We start from the raw sequence: 15034 nt of genomic DNA, 5'->3' as shown, positions 1-15034 counted from the left end.
ACCGTATCCGCAACCGGCGACGACCGGTGGAGGTGTGACCGGTGCGGCATGTGGAGGTGTGACCGGCGCGGCATCCGGATCCGGGGGCCGCCGTCAGCGGCTGAGCCTCCCGTAACGCCGCACCGCGATCGGAAGGAAGACCGCGATCAGCGCCAGCGGCCAGCAGACGGCGAGAAGTTGGGCGTGGTCCGCGGCCCAGGAGTCGCCACCGCCGCCGGGACCGCCGAACAGCTCGCGGATCGCGGTGGCCGTCGCCGACATCGGGTTCCAGACCGCGAGGGCGCCGAGCCAGCCGGGCATGGTCTCGGGCGAGGAGAAGACGTTGGAGAGGAAGCCCACCGGCCAGACCAGGATCTGTACGGCCTGCACCATCTCCGGGCGTCCGGCGGCCATGCCCAGGAAGATGCCGAGCCACAGCATCGCGAAGCGCAGCCACAGCAGCAGCCCGACGGCGAGCAGCGCGTCGCCGGGCCCGCCGTGCCAGCGCCAGCCCATCGCGAGTCCGGCCCCGAGGAGGACGAGCAGCCCGAGCGCCGACTGGAGCATGTCCAGCACACTGCGCCCGACCAGGACCGCCGAGCGGGCCATCGGCATCGAGCGGAAGCGGTCGATGACGCCCTTGTTGAGGTCCTGGGTGATGGCGAGCATCGTCCCCTCGAGCCCGAACACCATGGTGAGCGCGAACGTGCCCGGCACCAGGTACTCCTTGTAGTCGCCGCCGCCCGGGACGGTCATCCCGCCGCCGAGGAAGTAGGCGAACATCACCAGCATCATCACCGGGAAGACCAGCTGGACGGCCACCTGGACGGGCTGCCGGGCCCAGTGCGCGAGTCCGCGGCGGGTCATGGTCCAGGAGTCGATGAGGGTCGCGGTCGTCATACGAGGGTCTCCTCCTCGGCCGTGTCAGCCGACGCCGTATCCGCCGACGCCGTGTCCGCCGACGCCGGTTCCCCGGTGAGGTGTAGAAAGACCTCGTCGAGCGTGGGGCGGCGCAGCACGATGTCCTCCGCCTCGATCCCGGCCGCCGCCAGCGCCCGTACGGTCTCCGTCAGCGCGGCCACCCGGTCGGTGACCCGCGCGCCGAGCCGCCGCCGGTCGGGGTCGGTCTCGACCTCGGCGGCGCCGGTCGCCCTGCCCACGACCGAGGCGGCGGCGGTCAGTTGGCCCGCGTCGCGCAGCACCACCTCGATACGGTCCCCGCCGAGCCGGGCCTTGAGCTCGTCGGCGGTCCCGTCGGCGATGGCCCGCCCTTCGTCGATCACGCAGACGCGGTCCGCGAGTTGGTCCGCCTCCTCCAGGTACTGCGTGGTGAGCAGCACGGTCGTACCGCCGTCCACCAGCGAGCGGACCGCGTTCCACACCTCCGTACGGCCCCGGGGGTCGAGCCCGGTGGTCGGCTCGTCCAGGAAGAGGATCCGCGGCCGCATGATGAGGCTGGCCGCGAGGTCCAGCCTGCGCCGCATGCCGCCGCTGTACCCGCTGACGGCCTTGGTGCCGGTGCCGGCGAGGCCGAACCGCTCCAGCAGCTCGTCCGCGCGGGCCGCCGCCCGGCGTCCGCCCAGGTGGTAGAGGCGGCCGAACATCTCCAGGTTCTGCCGTCCGCTCAGCTCCTCGTCCACCGCGGCGTGCTGGCCGACGAGGCCGATGCGGTAGCGGACCTCGTCGGGTTCGCGCAGCACGTCGTACCCGGCGACCTCGGCCCGGCCGCCGTCGTGCCGCAGCAGGGTGGCCAGAATCCGTACGCAGGTGGTCTTGCCCGCGCCGTTGGGGCCGAGCACGGCGTGCACGGTGCCCTGCGGGACGGTCAGGTCGAGTCCGGCGAGCGCCGGTTTGTCCCGGTAGGTCTTCCGCAGCCCCTCGACGACGATCGCGGGATCGCTGTCGGCCAAGGTCTTCCCCTCTCCCTCGTGACTCTTCTCCGCACCACGTAGTCAAGTTTGACTACGCACGCGGAAACGTACTGCCCGAACCCCAGCTAGTCAAACTTGATTAACGCAGCCGCCCGCCGTCAGCCGTCCTCAGTCGGCAGGGTGGTGGCTCAGTCCGCGCCGGGCGCGGCGTACGGATTGGTGACGCCTTCCGGCAGCACATCCACCGAGCGCTCCCCCTCGCCCGCCATCACATACGCCCCGCCCTCGAGCCGCTCGATCAGCCCACGGGTCCACTCCGCCCCGCTGTCCGCGGAGTGCACCCAGAACTTCATGATCTCGCCGATATGGCCCCACTCCTCGGGGGTGCCGTCCGGTGGCGTCCAGTGCCGGGTCACCTCGGCCCGCCACTCCTCCAGCGCCGCCACCCGCCGCTTGAGCAGGGCGATCGCCTCGTCCCGTGGCAGGTCCACGATGAAACCCACCCCGGCCGTCAGCTCGTCGATCTTCTGGTCATGGCGCAGCAGCGCCTCCCGCAGCAGCCGGAAGTACTCCTCCTCGCCCGCCTCGGTCAGCTCGTACTCGGTCCGCGGCGGCCCGCCGACCGTGCTCGGCGCGACGTCGTGAGCGCGCATCAGCCCCTGCTTCGCCATCTGCTTGAGCGCGTGGTAGATGGACCCGGGTTTGGCGTTGGACCACTCGTGCGCGCCCCAGAACTCCAGGTCGTTACGGACCTGATAGCCGTGCGCCCGCCCGTGCTGGCGCACGGCCCCCAACACCAGCAGCCGGATCGCTGACATCGCCCGCTCGTCTCCATCCTGGTCCCGCACCCCGCGATGACCAGGCTAGGGGGTCGGCGGGCCGGGCGGATCACCGCTCCAGGACCGACCAGTCGGGCTCCGGCATCGCCCCCGTCTCGAAGACGAGGTCGAAGGCGCCCTTGCCGTCGATCGTCTCGCGGATGACGTCGGCGTGGCCGGCGTGCCGGGCGACTTCCTCGATCAGGTGGAGGACCGCCCAGCGCCAGGTGCGGGTACCGCCCTCGTCCCAGGGGAGCCGGAGCGCCTCGAACGTCTCGTCCAGCGACGGCAGGGCCCGTACGGCTTCCTCGGTCTCGCGCGCCACCTCGTCGTACAGGGCGAGCAGCGCCTCCACCGTCTCGTCCTCGGTGGGCTCGAAGGTGTGCTCCCACTCGGCCATCTGGTCCTTGGGGTTCCCCGCCTTGCCCTGGAGGACGCGCAGCCAGCCACGCTCGCCCGTGACCACGTGCTTGAGCACCCCGGCCAGCGAGAGCGCGCTCGCGCTGGGAGCGGAGCGGGCCTGCTCCTCGGTGAGGCCGTACACGGCACGCCGGATGGCGCCGCGCTGCGCGTCCATGTACGCGAGCAGCGCGTCGCGCTCGGTGCCGCACGCTTCGGGGTTCACGACTACGGGCATGGCCGCCACCTCTCATCTGGAGGGCGCCCGGGTCCGGCGCCCTTCGATGAACCCCACGCTAGGAAGGCTTGCGGTCAGCTTCTGTCCGCGAGCCCGCCGGGCGACGCATCAGCCCGCCGGACGGCGCATCAGCCCGCCGGGCGACGCATCAGAACGGGAACTGGCTCCGGCCGTGCTGGATGGAGATCCACTTGGTGGTGGTGAAGTCCTCGATCATCGACTCCCCGTTGAGCCGCCCGAGGCCGGAGTGCTTCTCCCCGCCGAACGGCACGATCGGCTCGTCGTGGACCGTGCTGTCGTTCACATGGATCATGCCGGTGTGGATCCGCCGGGCGAACCGCACCCCGCGCTCGATGTCGGCGGTGTGCACGGCCCCGCTGAGCCCGTAGTCGGTGTCATTGGCGATCCGTACGGCCTCGTCGTCGCCGTCGAACGGAATCAGCGTCACCACCGGGCCGAAGACCTCCTGGCCGAGGATCGCCGAGCCCTCCGGGACCCCGGTGAGCACGGTCGGCCCCATCAGGGTGCCCTCGGTCCGCCCGCGCACCAGCGCGGTGGCGCCATCGGCGATCGTCTGGTCGACGAGCTGGGTGATCGCCTCGGCCTGGCCCTCGTTGATCAGCGGGCCGATGTGGGTGGTGGGGTCGACCGGATCGCCCACCTTCAGCGTCTCCACCTTGGCCACGAACTTCCTCGTGAACTCCCGCTCGACCGCCCGGTCCACCAGCACCCGGTTGGCCGCCATGCAGACCTGCCCCTGGTGGACGAAGCGGCTGAAGACGGCCGCGTCCACCGCGTAGTCCAGGTCGGCGTCGTCCAGCACGACCAGCGCGCTGTTGCCGCCCAGCTCCAGGACCGTGCGCTTGAAGTGGGAGGCGGCCACGGTGGCGACGTGCCGGCCGACCTTGTCCGAGCCGGTGAAGGAGATCACCTTCGGTATGGGGTGCTCGATCAGGGCGTCGCCGATCTCCGCGATGTCGGTGACCACGACATTGAGCAGCCCGGCGGGCAGCCCCGCCTCCTCGAAGATCTTGGCGACCAGACCGCCGCCGCAGACCGGGGTGTTCTGGTGCGGCTTGAGGACGACGGCGTTGCCGAGGGCCAGCGCGGGGGCGACCGACTTCAGCGACAGCAGGAAGGGGAAGTTGAACGGGCTGATGACGCCGACCACGCCCACCGGCAGCCGGTAGAGGCGGTTCTCCTTGCCGTCCACCGGCGACGGCAGGATGCGGCCCTCGGGCCGCAGCGCCAGCTGGATCGCCTCGCGCAGGAACTCCTTGGCGAGGTGCAGCTCGAAGCCCGCCTTCACATGGGTGCCGCCGCACTCCGCGATGATCGTCTCGGTGAGCTCCTTCTCGCGGTCCTCGATGATCCGCAGCGCCCGCTCGAACACCGCCCGCCGGGCGTAGGGGTTGGTGGCGCCCCACTCCGGCTGCGCCCGCTCGGCCGCCCGGTAGGCCAGGTCCACCTCCTCGACGGTCGCCACGGTGATGGAGGCCAGCTTCTCCCCGTTGTAGGGGTTGAAGTCGACGATGTCCCAGGAACCGCTTCCGCCGCGCCACTCACCGTCGATGAACTGAAGGGCCAATTCGGAGAAGTAGGACATGCCATCCCTATCTGCAGGACGCGGTGCCGGTCCCCGACAGCCGCGCACGTGTGGGGGGTATCCCTGACAGAACGTCATCCTACTGACGGGTCAGGCATCGCGGAGGAGGCCCCGGAGCAGATCCCGGCTCCCCTCGGGGGAGAGGCTGTCCGCGCCGAGCCGCTCCAACACCCGCTCGTAGTGGGAGACTTCATCACGCTTGTCCAGGTAGAGCGCGCTGGTGAGCTGCTCCAGGTAGACGATGTCGGGGAGGTCCGACTCCGGGAAGCGCAGCCGGGTGAACGCCCCGCTCTCCCCCGCGTGCCCGCCGAAGGAGAATGGCATCACCTGCAGCGTCACGTGTCGATACTCGGAGACCGTGATCAGATGGCGCAGCTGGGCGGTCATCACGCCGCGCCCGCCGTACGGGCGGTGCAGCGCGGCCTCGTCCAGGATCACGTGGAATTCCGGGGCGCGCTCGGAGACCAGCAGCTTCTGCCGCTCCAGCCGCAGCGCCACCCTCCGGTCCACCTCGTCGGAGCAGGCCTGCGGCTGACCGCGGGTGACCACGGCGTGGGCGTAGCCCTCGGTCTGGAGCAGACCGTGGATGAACTGGACCTCGTAGCAGGCGATATCGGAGGCGGCGCCCTCCAGCCCGACATAGGTCTGGAACCAGCCGGGAAGCACATCGCCGTAGCTGTGCCACCACCCGGCGACATTGGCCTCGCGGGCGAGCCCGAGCAGTGCCGCGCGCTCCGCGTCGTCGGTGACTCCGTACAGCGTCAGCAGATCCTCGATGTCCCGCGCCTTGAAGCTCACCCGGCCCAACTCCATCCGGCTGATCTTGGATTCGGAGGCCCGGATCGAATAGCCCGCCGCCTCGCGGGTGATGCCGCGGTCCTCGCGCAACCGCCTGAGTTGAGAGCCCAGGAGGATGCGGCGTACCACCGATCCACTCGACTCGCCTGCGGCCATTTCCGCGATCCTCCCTGTACGGAAAGCATCCTTGCGAACGGCGCCCCCGCAGCCCCTGAGGGCGAAGTCTGCCACTGTTCGGGCTTCACGCCGTAGGCGCGTCGTTACTCAACCCGATGATGTACGCCAGTGTACGGAGTCAGAAATCACAGTAAAACCGACCGGATCGGACCAACTGGTCCGCGTGCACGTGCATTTGCCCTTGCATCTGACGTGCGCATTCGGAACCATAGGGTGTGCGCACGTGCTAGCTCGTACGAAATCTGGCCAGAGTTCGTCACGGCCACGGATGCAGGAGTGCTCGCATGGGGAGCGAAGGTTCGACCCTGCTGGAACCCTTGTGGCAAGGGCTTGCCGCGATCGATCCCTCCGCCGTCTCCGGAGCCGTCTCCTGCGCCCTGCCCGCCCGCTATGAAGCGGTCAAGGGGGCCCGGCAGTTCACCGGCTCCACCCTGCGGCAGTGGAACATCCCCGAACTCCTCGACGAAGTGGCGCTCGTCGTCTCCGAACTGGTCACCAACGCCCTCCGGCACGCCCTGTCCGGCACCGGTGCGGCCGGTGAGCCGGAGCGGCCGGTGCGGCTCCATCTGATGCGCGGCCCCTCACGGCTGGTGTGCGCCGTACGCGACCCCAGCGAGGTGGGGCCGGTGGCCGGCGAGGCGGGCTGCGGCGAGGAGTCCGGGCGCGGGCTCCATCTGGTGGAGTCCTTCACGGACGGCTGGGGCTGGCAGCCGCTGGTGGGCACCCCGCGCGGCAAGATCGTCTGGGCCGTCTTCCGTCTCCCCGAGGCGTAGGGATACGACACGACGCGTAGAGGTACGCCACGACGCGTCGGGATCCGCCACCACCGTCACAGGGATACCGCCACGACGCATCGGGGATACGCCACCATCGTCACGGGGATACGCCACCGCCGTCACGGGCGGGTGGACTCCGGCGGGGCCGTGGTGATGCCCAGGCCGTGCAGCTGGAAGAGCCGGTTCACATCGTGCATCGTGACGATCCCCTCCAGCCGCCCGTGGTCCACCACCAGCACCGGCAGCCCGCCGCCACCCGGACGCGCCCGCTCCAGCACCTCGCTCAGCAGCTCATGCGGTTCGGCCACCGTGCACCGCGCCAGCGGTACCGCCACATCGCGCACCCGCCGCTCCTCCCGGGCCTCGGCCGGCACCGCCGCGAGCGCGCGCAGCTGGACGATCCCGCTGGGCCGTCCCTCGAAGTCCAGCAGCGGCATCACCGAATGCCGGGCGTGGGCCGCCACCTCGTCGATGAACCGCTCCACGGTCAGCCAGTCGGCCCCGGCGGCCACCGGCGCCGACATCGCGTCCACCACCCGCACCCCGCGCAGCGCCGTGTTGACCCCGGCCCGCTGCCGCTCCGCGTTGGCGATGATCACCATGAAGAGACCGATGAGCGAGAGCCACAGCCCGCCGTTGTTCCCGCGCAGGAAGGAGATCCAGCCGGCGGCGATGAGCACCACACCGAGGATCTGGCCGCTGCGCCCCGCCGCCCGCTCGGCGCGGTCCCGGTCCCCGGTGCGCCACCAGATCACCGCCTGCACCACCCGTCCGCCGTCCAGCGGCGCGGCGGGCAGCAGGTTGAAGACGCCCAGCAGCAGATTGGCCCAGCCCAGCCAGATCAGCACGGCCGTGGGCACTCCCCATCCGGTGAGCGCGTGCACCCCGACCCCGACGCCGACCGCGATACCGCCGATGACCAGGCTGGTGAGCGGCCCGATGACGGCCACCCAGAACGCGACCCCGGCGGTGCGGGGCCGTCCCATCTTGGTCATGCCGCCAAGCGCCCACAGCGTCACGTCCTCCACCGAGACGCCCCTTCTGCGGGCAGCGACCGCGTGCGCGGTCTCGTGCAGCAGCAGGCTGCCCATCAGCAGCACGGCGCCGACGACGCTGGCGGCGGCGTAGACGGCACCGGTCCGGCCGGGGGTCCACGCGGGCAGCGTCTCGTGGCCGAGCCCGTAAGCGAGCAGCACGATCAGCACCGGGACGCTCCAGTGCATCCGCAGTGGTACCCCGAGTACACGTCCGACGCGGACCGAGCCGTTCATCGCCGTCTCACATGGGTCGGGTCCCCCCGCTCGCCACTACCAGTGTCGCGCGTCCGCGGCGATCAGCCCAGACCTGCCGGATCGTGCGCCAGGTGGTCGAACTCGCCGTCCTTGGCCCCGCGCAGCATCGCCTCGACCTCGGCCGGGGTGTAGATCAGCGCCGGTCCGTCGGGGAACCGGGAGTTGCGGACGGCCACGTTCCCACCGGGCAGCTTGGCGAACTCGACACACGACCCCTGGGAGTTGCTGTGTCTGCTCTTCTGCCAGACGACTCCCCGGAGGTCCGCGGCCGCCATGCCGTTGTAGGGGTGGTCGCGCACAGGGCTTCTCCACTGTTCGTGCATACGTGCAGCTGTCAACTGTCCGGGATCATAGCTGCGTTCCTTTGCGAATGCATGGGAAAATGCACCTGCGTATGTGCATGCAGATGCACAAGCAGATGCACGTGCACCATGCGTATCGGCATGATCACCCGACACTCGGGATCTTCTGCCCTGAGTGAAGAAGAGCAGTCGTCATGAATGACGTCCGGGTCCCCCTCCGGGTTGAGCGGGCCTCGGACACCGGAGCGTTGTCAGACCCCCCTGCCAGAATCCCGGGCATGAGATGGGCGGCGGCGGAGACGGACCACGGGGGTGTTCGTCTCTGCCCGCTCGACCCCGGGGGAAAGGCGGCCGGACCGGTCGTCGAGGTCACGGCGGAGCAGGGCGGGATGGCCGAGGCCGTGCGGTCCCGCCCCGAGGCCGACCGGTGGGTGTGGCGGTCCACCGCCGAGGTCTATCCACGGCTGTTGGCCGCCGGGGTCCGGGTCGAGCGGGCCTATGACATCGAGGCGGCCGAGGCGCTGCTCCTCGGCCATGAGGGGCGTTCGGGCGCACCGCGTTCGCTCGCCGCCGCCTGGGCGCGGCTGCGCGGGCTGCCCGTCCCCGAGGACCCGCCGCCCCGGGCGGCCGGGGACCAGCCGTCGCTGTTCGAGCCCGGTCCGCCGCCGCTGCCGCCGGGCGCCGATCCGCTGGAGGCGCTGCTCGAGGTGTACGCGGGCCAGCTGGTCCGTACGGACGCGGCCGAGCACCCGGACCGGATGCGGCTGCTGACCACCGCCGAGTCGGCCGGGATGCTGATCGCCGCCGAGATGCGGCGCGCCGGGGTGCCCTGGCGCGCCGACCGCCACCGGGAGCTGCTGGACGAGCTGCTCGGCGAGCGCTATCCGGGCGGTCTGGAGCCGCGGCGCCTGGCCGAGCTGGCCGACGAGGTCTCGCGCGCCTTCGGCACCCGGGTGCGGCCCGATCTGCCCGCCGAGGTCGTCAAGGCGTTCGCCCGCGCGGGCATCGCGCTCGGCTCCACCCGCGCCTGGGAGCTGGAGCGGATCGACCACCCCGCCGTGGAGCCCCTGCTGCGCTACAAGAAGCTCTACCGGCTGCACACCGCCCACGGCTGGGCCTGGCTCCAGTCCTGGGTACGCGAGGGCCGCTTCCGCCCCGAGTACCTGCCCGGCGGCACCGTCTCCGGCCGCTGGACCACCAACGGCGGCGGGGCGCTGCAGATCCCCAAGGTGGTGCGGCGCGCGGTGGTGGCCGATCCGGGGTGGCGGCTGGTGGTGGCCGACGCCGACCAGATGGAGCCCCGGGTGCTCGCCGCGATCTCCCGCGACCCCGGGCTGATGGAGGTCGCGGGCAGCGGCCGGGACCTGTACGCGACGCTGTCCGACCGCGCCTTCTCCGGCCGGCGCGACCAGGCCAAGCTGGCGCTGCTGGGCGCGGTCTACGGCCAGACCTCCGGCGACGGCCTGAAGCACCTCGCGGCCCTGCGGCGGCGCTTCCCGGCGGCGGTGGCGTATGTGGACGAGGCGGCCCGCGCGGGCGAGGAGGGCCGGCTGGTGCGCACCTGGCTGGGCCGCACCTGCCCGCCCGCGGGCGGCGCCGCCGAGGAGACGGCCGACGAGGCGGGGCTGCCGCGGGACCAGGAGGAGCCGTCGTACGGCAGCACGGCGAGCGCCCGCGCCCGGGGCCGCTTCACTCGGAACTTCGTGGTGCAGGGCAGCGCCGCCGACTGGGCCCTGCTGATGCTCGCCGCGCTGCGGCGGTCGCTGACCGGGGCGGGGCTGCGCGCGGAGATCGTCTTCTTCCAGCACGACGAGGTGATCGTGCACTGCCCCGAGGCGGAGGCCGACGCGGTCCGGGAGGCGATCGCCGAGGCGGGCGAGACGGCCGGCCGGATCGCCTTCGGACCGACCCCGGTGCGGTTCCCCTTCACCATGGCGTCGGTGGAGTGCTACGCGGACGCGAAGTAGGCGGCCCAGGTCCGGTCCGGTGGACCGTCGCGCCCGCGACATCGGCGGATGACGCCCGGAGCCCAGGGGACAGCCCCTCCCCCGACCGGCTCAGCCCCACGGGCAGCGGGCCTGATGGTCCCCACACGATGAGAGCGGAGGGCCGCCGGGCGGCGGCCCGCCACGCCGCCCACAGGGAGACCTGCCATGACCATCAGCCTCGAGGCACTGCGCCGCTGCTCCATCGCCGTCGACCTCGGCGCGGCCAGGACGCGCGTCTACCTCAGGCGCACCGGGCTCATCGTCGACGAGCCGACCGTGGCCGCCGTGAACACCCACACCGGCGGGCTGATCGCGGTCGGCACGCTGGCGCAGCGGATGACCGGGCGGACGCCCGCGCACATCCGCGTCGTCCGACCGGTCTCCAACGGCACCGTCGTCGACATCGAGATGGCCCAGCGAATGCTGCGGCTGCTGCTGGGCAACAAGCTGCGCCGCGCCTGGCGGCGCCGCCCGCTGGTGAGCGCCGCCGTCTGCGTCCAGCACGACGCCGACCCGCTCGCCCAGCGCGCCGCCGTGGAGACGCTCACCGGGATCGGCGCCAAGCGGGTCGAGCTGGTGGACACCCTCATCGCCGCCGCCGTGGGCTGCGGTCTGCCGGTGGAACGGCCCGAGGCGACGATGATCGTGGTGTGCGGCGCGGCCACCACCCAGGTCGCGGTCCTGTCGCTGGGCTCGATCGTGGCCGCCGAGCGGGTGCCGGTGGGCGGCGAGACCGTGGACCACGCCGTCATCCAGCACCTGCGCAACGAGCACGCGCTGATGCTGCCCAGCCAGGCCGTCCACCCGCTGCACCTGATGGTCAAGGACAGCGCGGGCGGCGCCGACGGCGCCCAGGCCGTACAGAGCGCCGAGGTGCACGGCCGGGACGTGGCCACGGGGCTCGCCCGGACCGTACGGATCGATGTCGAGGGCGTACGGACCGCCATCCGCACCCCGCTCACCGGGGTGCTGGACGCCATCGGCACGGTGCTGCGCCGCTGTCCGCCCGATCTGGTGGCCGACCTCGCCGACCGCGGCATCATGCTGGCGGGCGGCAGCGCGGTGCTGCCCGGGTTCGACACGATGCTGCGCGAGGCCACCGGTATGCCGCTGACCATCGCCGACCACCCCGACGTCTGCGCGGTCGAGGGGCTCGGCGCGATGCTCGACGGCAAGGTGCAGCCCCTGCTGCTGGACGCGATGGTCTCCTGACCCCTTCCGCGCCCGCACCTCGCTTCTGACACCTGATCGGAAATTCTTCGCGACGCGTTGAGCGGCCGCCTCCCCCCGTGCGTAGTGAAGGGGGAAGAGGCCGACATGGCCGCCGATCCCCCCCGGGGCTCAGACCGGGAGTCGTCCGTTGATGTTGTCCAACTCAGGTCAGGTCCTGGAGGTTCAGGTGCACGACGACGCCGCCGTGGCCGATGAGCGTCCGTCAAGATCCGGGCGTGGTACGCCGGACGAGCGACTCATGCGCGCGCTCTACGAGGAGCACGCCGGGCCGTTGCTCGCGTTCGTGCTGCGCCTGGTCGCGGGCGACCGGCACCGCGCGGAGGACGTCGTCCAGGAGACCCTGGTGCGGGCCTGGCGGAACGCCGATCAGCTGTCCCGGGCCACCGGCTCCATCCGGCCCTGGCTGGTCACCGTCGCCCGGCGGATCGTGATCGACGGACACCGCAGCCGGCAGGCCCGGCCGCAGGAGGTCGACCCCTCCCCGTTGGAACTCATGCCCGCGGAGGACGAGATCGACCGTGCACTGCGGCTCATGACCCTGACCGACGCGATGCAGGACCTCAGCGACGCCCATCGCGAGGTGCTGGTCGAGACCTACTTCAAGGGGCGGACCGTCAACGAGGCGGCCCAGACCCTCGGCATACCCAGCGGGACGGTACGGTCCCGGGTCTTCTACGCGCTGCGCTCGATGAAGCTCGCGCTCGAGGAGAGAGGAGTGACGGCATGACAGCGCAGACGCACCACCCGGGACATGACGCCGTTGGCGCGTATGTGCTCGGCGTGCTCGACGAGGCGGACGCCACCTATTTCGAGGAGCATCTGGCCGGCTGCGACCAGTGCGGACGGCAGCTGGACGAGCTGACCGGACTGGAACCGCTGCTGGCCGATCTGGCCGCCGACGTCCCCGGGATCCACGGCGCCCCCGGGCGGACCCAGCTCACGGGCCACACTCCGCATGCCTTCAGCGCGACTCCCAACGCCATCGAAACCCTCACCGCGCGCCCCGGTCCGGCCCTGCTCACCCGCATGGTCGGCGAGGTCGCCGCGTCCCGCGCCAAGCGGCGGCGGCGCGGTCTCTACCTGGTCGCGGCGGCGGCCGTGCTGATCGTCGGCGGCCCGGTCGGCACGATCGCGGTCACCTCCGGCGGCTCGGACAGCTCCGTCACGGCCAGCCCCACGGAGAGCCAGCTCTTCAAGGGGATGCCGAACAAGGTGGAAGGTACCGACCCGGACACCAAGGTGAACGCGGCGGTCGCGATGGAGGACAAGATGTGGGGCACCGACACCCTCCTCCGGCTGAAGAACGTCAAGGGCCCCCTGGACTGCAGCCTGATCGCGGTCTCCAAGGACGGTCATGAGCAGACGCTGATGACCTGGTCCGTGCCCGAGTGGGGCTACGGCATCGCGGACAGCCCCAAGGCGGAGGCGAGAGATCCGCTGTGGGCGCACGGCGGCGCCGGCATGAAGCGCTCCGACATCGAACGCTTCGAGGTCCGTACGGCCGACGGAAAGCGCCTGGTCTCCCTGAACGTCTGACCTGCCACCGAGACGGCCGACCTGCCACCGAGACGTCTGACCTGCCACTCGGATCGCCGATCAACCCATGCGGCGTGGTGAGCGAGATGTTACACAGAGTGTGATATGTCGTGCTCCGCGTCCCGGGGGGTCCGGATCCGAGGAGGCACCCCGTGGCTGACCCGGACGCCCATCAGCAGCGCATGTTCGCTCAGTATGTGCTGCCCGAGGTCGAGGTGCTGCTGCGCGTGGCCATGTCACTGACCACCCAGCGAGCCGACGCCGAGGATCTCGTGCAGGACACGTTACTACGGGCGTACCGGGCAGTCGGCCGTTTTGACGGGAGACATCCACGGGCCTGGCTGCTGACGATCATGCGGCATGCGGAGGTCAGCCGGCGCCGCCAGCGCCGGCCCCGGCTGCTCGACGATCCGGACACGGAGCTGGAGCGGCTGGTCCCGGCCCGGGACGCGACGCCGGAGGAGCTGGTGGTGGACACGACGTTCGACGAGGCCGTGGACGCCGCGTTCACGGCGCTTCCGCTGCGGGACCAGCAGGTGGTGCGGCTGGTGCACGTGGACGGGCTGTCGTACGCGGAGGCCGCACAGGTGCTGGACGTCCCCAAGGGGACGGTGATGAGCAGGCTGCACCGGGCCCGCAAGCGGATCCGGAACCAGCTGCTGGCCGCGGGAGTGGAATCGGAGCGAGGTGGCGCATGAGCAGATGGACATGGTGGCGGACCACGCGCACCACGGGGACCACGCAGACCACCGGACGGCTCCTGACCACACGATGTCCCCTGGGCGCGCCGATGCTCCAGTCGTATCTGGACGGGGAGCTGGACGCCCCGGCCGCGGCCCGGGTGCGCACCCATGTGGCCGAGTGCCACCGCTGCGCCCGTGAGCTCGCCGTCTATCAGCGGATCAGCGAGGCGCTGGCCGCCCGCGGGACGGTCGACGAGGCGGTGCTGGACCGGCTCAGGGACTTCGCGGAGTCCCTCGCGGAGCGGGAGAGCCGGGAGCCGGGGACGGAGGGGGCGCCGCAGGAGCCGATCCCGGGGACGGAGACGGTGCCGCCGGAGGCGATGCCGAACGAGGCGATGCCGACCGAGGCGATGCCGTCGGACGCGATGCCGAACGAGGTGATGCCGAACGGGGCGATGCCGTCGGACGCCATGCCGGACGAGACGATGCCGACCGAGGCGATGCCGACGGAGACGGTTCCCGGGACGGCGCCGGGGGCGGATCGGGACGCCGATCAGGGCGCGGTGCACAAGGCGGGAGGCTGACGGCCACCGGATCGGGCCCCGCGCCCGGTCCGCCCGGTCCGCCTGGTCCGCCCGGTCCGCCCGGTCCGCTCGCGCCCGGTCCGCCCGCGCTCGGGCCGCCCGCGCTCGGGCCACTCATGCCCGGTCCGCTCGTACCCAAGCCGCTCGCGCCCGGGCCGGGCAGCGCGACGGCCCGCTCGCGTGCCCGCGCGGGTCTGCGCAGCAGCAGGGCCGCGGTGAGCAGGGTCCCGCTGATCAGGGCCACATCGGCGAGGTTGAAGACCGGCCCGCGGGCGTCCAGCGTGATCCAGTCGATGACGGCGCCGCGCAGCGGGCCCGGCGACCGGATCATCCGGTCGGCGCCGTTGCCCATCGCTCCCCCGGCGATCAGCCCCAGGCCCAGCGCCGCGCCCCGGCCGCGGACCCGCAGCCCGGCACCGGCCGCGCCCAGCGTGGCCACCGCGCCCGCGAGCGTGATCACCACGATCAGCGCGGGGCGGCTCTGGCCCAGGCCGAAGGCCACCCCGGTGTTGCGCACCAGCAGCGCGCAGAACGGCCCGAACCGGGCCTGCGGCCCCGCGGTGCCGCTCCAGGCGGCCAGCGCCATCGCCTTGCTCAGCTGATCGGCCACGATCACGGCGAGCGCGACCAGGGGGAAGAGCAGCCGGCCGGTCGCCGGGTGGGGCTTCATCATCGGCCTCCCTGGGGGTGGGGGGGCCGGTCCGCGGGCGCGGTCCGCGGCCCGGGAAGGAAACCCGCCGGGCGGCCGCCCCGC

Annotated in this window: 15 protein-coding genes and 1 pseudogene; 7 read left to right on the top strand and 9 right to left on the bottom strand. The window is 72.0% G+C overall.

The features are described from left to right. Positions 1–93: 93 nt before the first annotated feature. From IEJ02_RS09995 to IEJ02_RS09970, 6 genes are all read right to left on the bottom strand, one after another. A complete protein-coding gene (locus tag IEJ02_RS09995) occupies positions 94–879 on the bottom strand; it encodes an ABC transporter permease (protein WP_191064419.1) in 786 nt (261 codons plus the stop codon). Then, positions 876–1889 carry an ATP-binding cassette domain-containing protein gene (locus tag IEJ02_RS09990; protein WP_191064418.1) on the bottom strand — a complete coding sequence of 338 codons (1014 nt, stop codon included), beginning with the start codon at positions 1887–1889 and terminating at the stop codon, positions 876–878. The genes IEJ02_RS09995 and IEJ02_RS09990 overlap by 4 nt, the downstream gene beginning before the upstream one ends. 149 nt (positions 1890–2038) lie before the next feature. Continuing rightward, the gene (locus IEJ02_RS09985) at positions 2039–2668 is read right to left on the bottom strand and encodes a PadR family transcriptional regulator (RefSeq protein ID WP_191064417.1); all 630 of its coding nucleotides are present in this window, start codon (positions 2666–2668) and stop codon (positions 2039–2041) included. Between the two features lie 70 nt (positions 2669–2738). Further along, positions 2739–3305 carry a DinB family protein gene (locus IEJ02_RS09980; RefSeq protein WP_191064416.1) on the bottom strand — a complete coding sequence of 189 codons (567 nt, stop codon included), beginning with the start codon at positions 3303–3305 and terminating at the stop codon, positions 2739–2741. A 148-nt stretch (positions 3306–3453) separates the two neighbouring features. Beyond that, positions 3454–4911, bottom strand: coding sequence for an aldehyde dehydrogenase family protein (locus tag IEJ02_RS09975; protein ID WP_191064415.1), 1458 nt, complete (start codon positions 4909–4911; stop codon positions 3454–3456). A gap of 90 nt (positions 4912–5001) precedes the next feature. Next, positions 5002–5865 (bottom strand): Sco1979 family transcriptional regulator, encoded by an 864-nt coding sequence (locus IEJ02_RS09970; protein WP_191064414.1) that lies wholly within the window; start codon positions 5863–5865, stop codon positions 5002–5004. Between the two features lie 305 nt (positions 5866–6170). On the opposite strand from IEJ02_RS09970, the gene IEJ02_RS09965 reads away from it, so the two are divergent. Next, positions 6171–6659, top strand: coding sequence for an ATP-binding protein (locus IEJ02_RS09965; protein ID WP_191064413.1), 489 nt, complete (start codon positions 6171–6173; stop codon positions 6657–6659). Between the two features lie 122 nt (positions 6660–6781). On the opposite strand, the gene IEJ02_RS09960 is transcribed toward IEJ02_RS09965, so the two are convergent. After that, positions 6782–7933, bottom strand: a complete 1152-nt coding sequence (locus IEJ02_RS09960; protein ID WP_191064412.1) for a site-2 protease family protein — start codon at positions 7931–7933, stop codon at positions 6782–6784. A 62-nt stretch (positions 7934–7995) separates the two neighbouring features. Further along, positions 7996–8277, bottom strand: coding sequence for a DUF397 domain-containing protein (locus IEJ02_RS09955; RefSeq protein ID WP_137978554.1), 282 nt, complete (start codon positions 8275–8277; stop codon positions 7996–7998). A 257-nt stretch (positions 8278–8534) separates the two neighbouring features. On the opposite strand from IEJ02_RS09955, the gene IEJ02_RS09950 reads away from it, so the two are divergent. From IEJ02_RS09950 to IEJ02_RS48415, 6 genes are all read left to right on the top strand, one after another. Beyond that, entirely contained in the window at positions 8535–10223 is a 1689-nt protein-coding gene (locus IEJ02_RS09950; RefSeq protein ID WP_191064411.1) for a bifunctional 3'-5' exonuclease/DNA polymerase, read from the top strand. Positions 10224–10409: 186 nt separating this feature from the next. Then, positions 10410–11456, top strand: a complete 1047-nt coding sequence (locus IEJ02_RS09945) for a rod shape-determining protein (RefSeq protein WP_191064410.1) — start codon at positions 10410–10412, stop codon at positions 11454–11456. Between the two features lie 151 nt (positions 11457–11607). Continuing rightward, on the top strand, positions 11608–12204 hold the full coding sequence (locus IEJ02_RS09940; protein ID WP_191064409.1) for a sigma-70 family RNA polymerase sigma factor: 597 nt from the start codon (positions 11608–11610) through the stop codon (positions 12202–12204). Continuing rightward, complete coding sequence (locus IEJ02_RS09935) at positions 12201–13013, top strand: zf-HC2 domain-containing protein (protein WP_137978557.1); 813 nt, start codon at positions 12201–12203, stop codon at positions 13011–13013. The genes IEJ02_RS09940 and IEJ02_RS09935 overlap by 4 nt, the downstream gene beginning before the upstream one ends. Positions 13014–13165: 152 nt before the next feature. Further along, complete coding sequence (locus tag IEJ02_RS09930) at positions 13166–13711, top strand: RNA polymerase sigma factor (RefSeq protein ID WP_037955421.1); 546 nt, start codon at positions 13166–13168, stop codon at positions 13709–13711. After that, positions 13708–14280, top strand: a complete 573-nt coding sequence (locus IEJ02_RS48415; protein ID WP_223863642.1) for an anti-sigma factor family protein — start codon at positions 13708–13710, stop codon at positions 14278–14280. Before IEJ02_RS09930 ends, IEJ02_RS48415 begins: the two co-directional genes overlap by 4 nt. A gap of 265 nt (positions 14281–14545) precedes the next feature. On the opposite strand, the pseudogene IEJ02_RS50735 reads toward IEJ02_RS48415, so the two are convergent. After that, positions 14546–14866, bottom strand: a pseudogene (locus tag IEJ02_RS50735) (signal peptidase II); the annotation flags it as partial. Positions 14867–15034 lie beyond the last annotated feature (168 nt).

This window comes from Streptomyces sp. 5-10, from assembly GCF_014712245.1.
GTDB lineage: Bacteria > Actinomycetota > Actinomycetes > Streptomycetales > Streptomycetaceae > Streptomyces > Streptomyces violaceusniger.
The sequence above is the reverse complement of the archived record's forward strand: the minus strand, read 5'-3'. Positions and strand labels throughout refer to the sequence as shown.

Bases quoted from the DNA above. Each gene is read 5' to 3' on its own strand.
- IEJ02_RS09940 (WP_191064409.1), top strand. From the start codon at position 11,608: ATGTTGTCCAACTCAGGTCAGGTCCTGGAGGTTCAGGTGCACGACGAC.
- IEJ02_RS09970 (WP_191064414.1), bottom strand. From the start codon at position 5,865: ATGGCCGCAGGCGAGTCGAGTGGATCGGTGGTACGCCGCATCCTCCTG.
- IEJ02_RS09985 (WP_191064417.1), bottom strand. From the start codon at position 2,668: ATGTCAGCGATCCGGCTGCTGGTGTTGGGGGCCGTGCGCCAGCACGGG.
- IEJ02_RS09975 (WP_191064415.1), bottom strand. From the start codon at position 4,911: ATGTCCTACTTCTCCGAATTGGCCCTTCAGTTCATCGACGGTGAGTGG.
- IEJ02_RS09955 (WP_137978554.1), bottom strand. From the start codon at position 8,277: ATGCACGAACAGTGGAGAAGCCCTGTGCGCGACCACCCCTACAACGGC.
- IEJ02_RS09950 (WP_191064411.1), top strand. From the start codon at position 8,535: ATGAGATGGGCGGCGGCGGAGACGGACCACGGGGGTGTTCGTCTCTGC.
- IEJ02_RS09995 (WP_191064419.1), bottom strand. From the start codon at position 879: ATGACGACCGCGACCCTCATCGACTCCTGGACCATGACCCGCCGCGGA.
- IEJ02_RS09935 (WP_137978557.1), top strand. From the start codon at position 12,201: ATGACAGCGCAGACGCACCACCCGGGACATGACGCCGTTGGCGCGTAT.
- IEJ02_RS09945 (WP_191064410.1), top strand. From the start codon at position 10,410: ATGACCATCAGCCTCGAGGCACTGCGCCGCTGCTCCATCGCCGTCGAC.
- IEJ02_RS09960 (WP_191064412.1), bottom strand. From the start codon at position 7,933: ATGAACGGCTCGGTCCGCGTCGGACGTGTACTCGGGGTACCACTGCGG.
- IEJ02_RS48415 (WP_223863642.1), top strand. From the start codon at position 13,708: ATGAGCAGATGGACATGGTGGCGGACCACGCGCACCACGGGGACCACG.
- IEJ02_RS09965 (WP_191064413.1), top strand. From the start codon at position 6,171: ATGGGGAGCGAAGGTTCGACCCTGCTGGAACCCTTGTGGCAAGGGCTT.
- IEJ02_RS09980 (WP_191064416.1), bottom strand. From the start codon at position 3,305: ATGCCCGTAGTCGTGAACCCCGAAGCGTGCGGCACCGAGCGCGACGCG.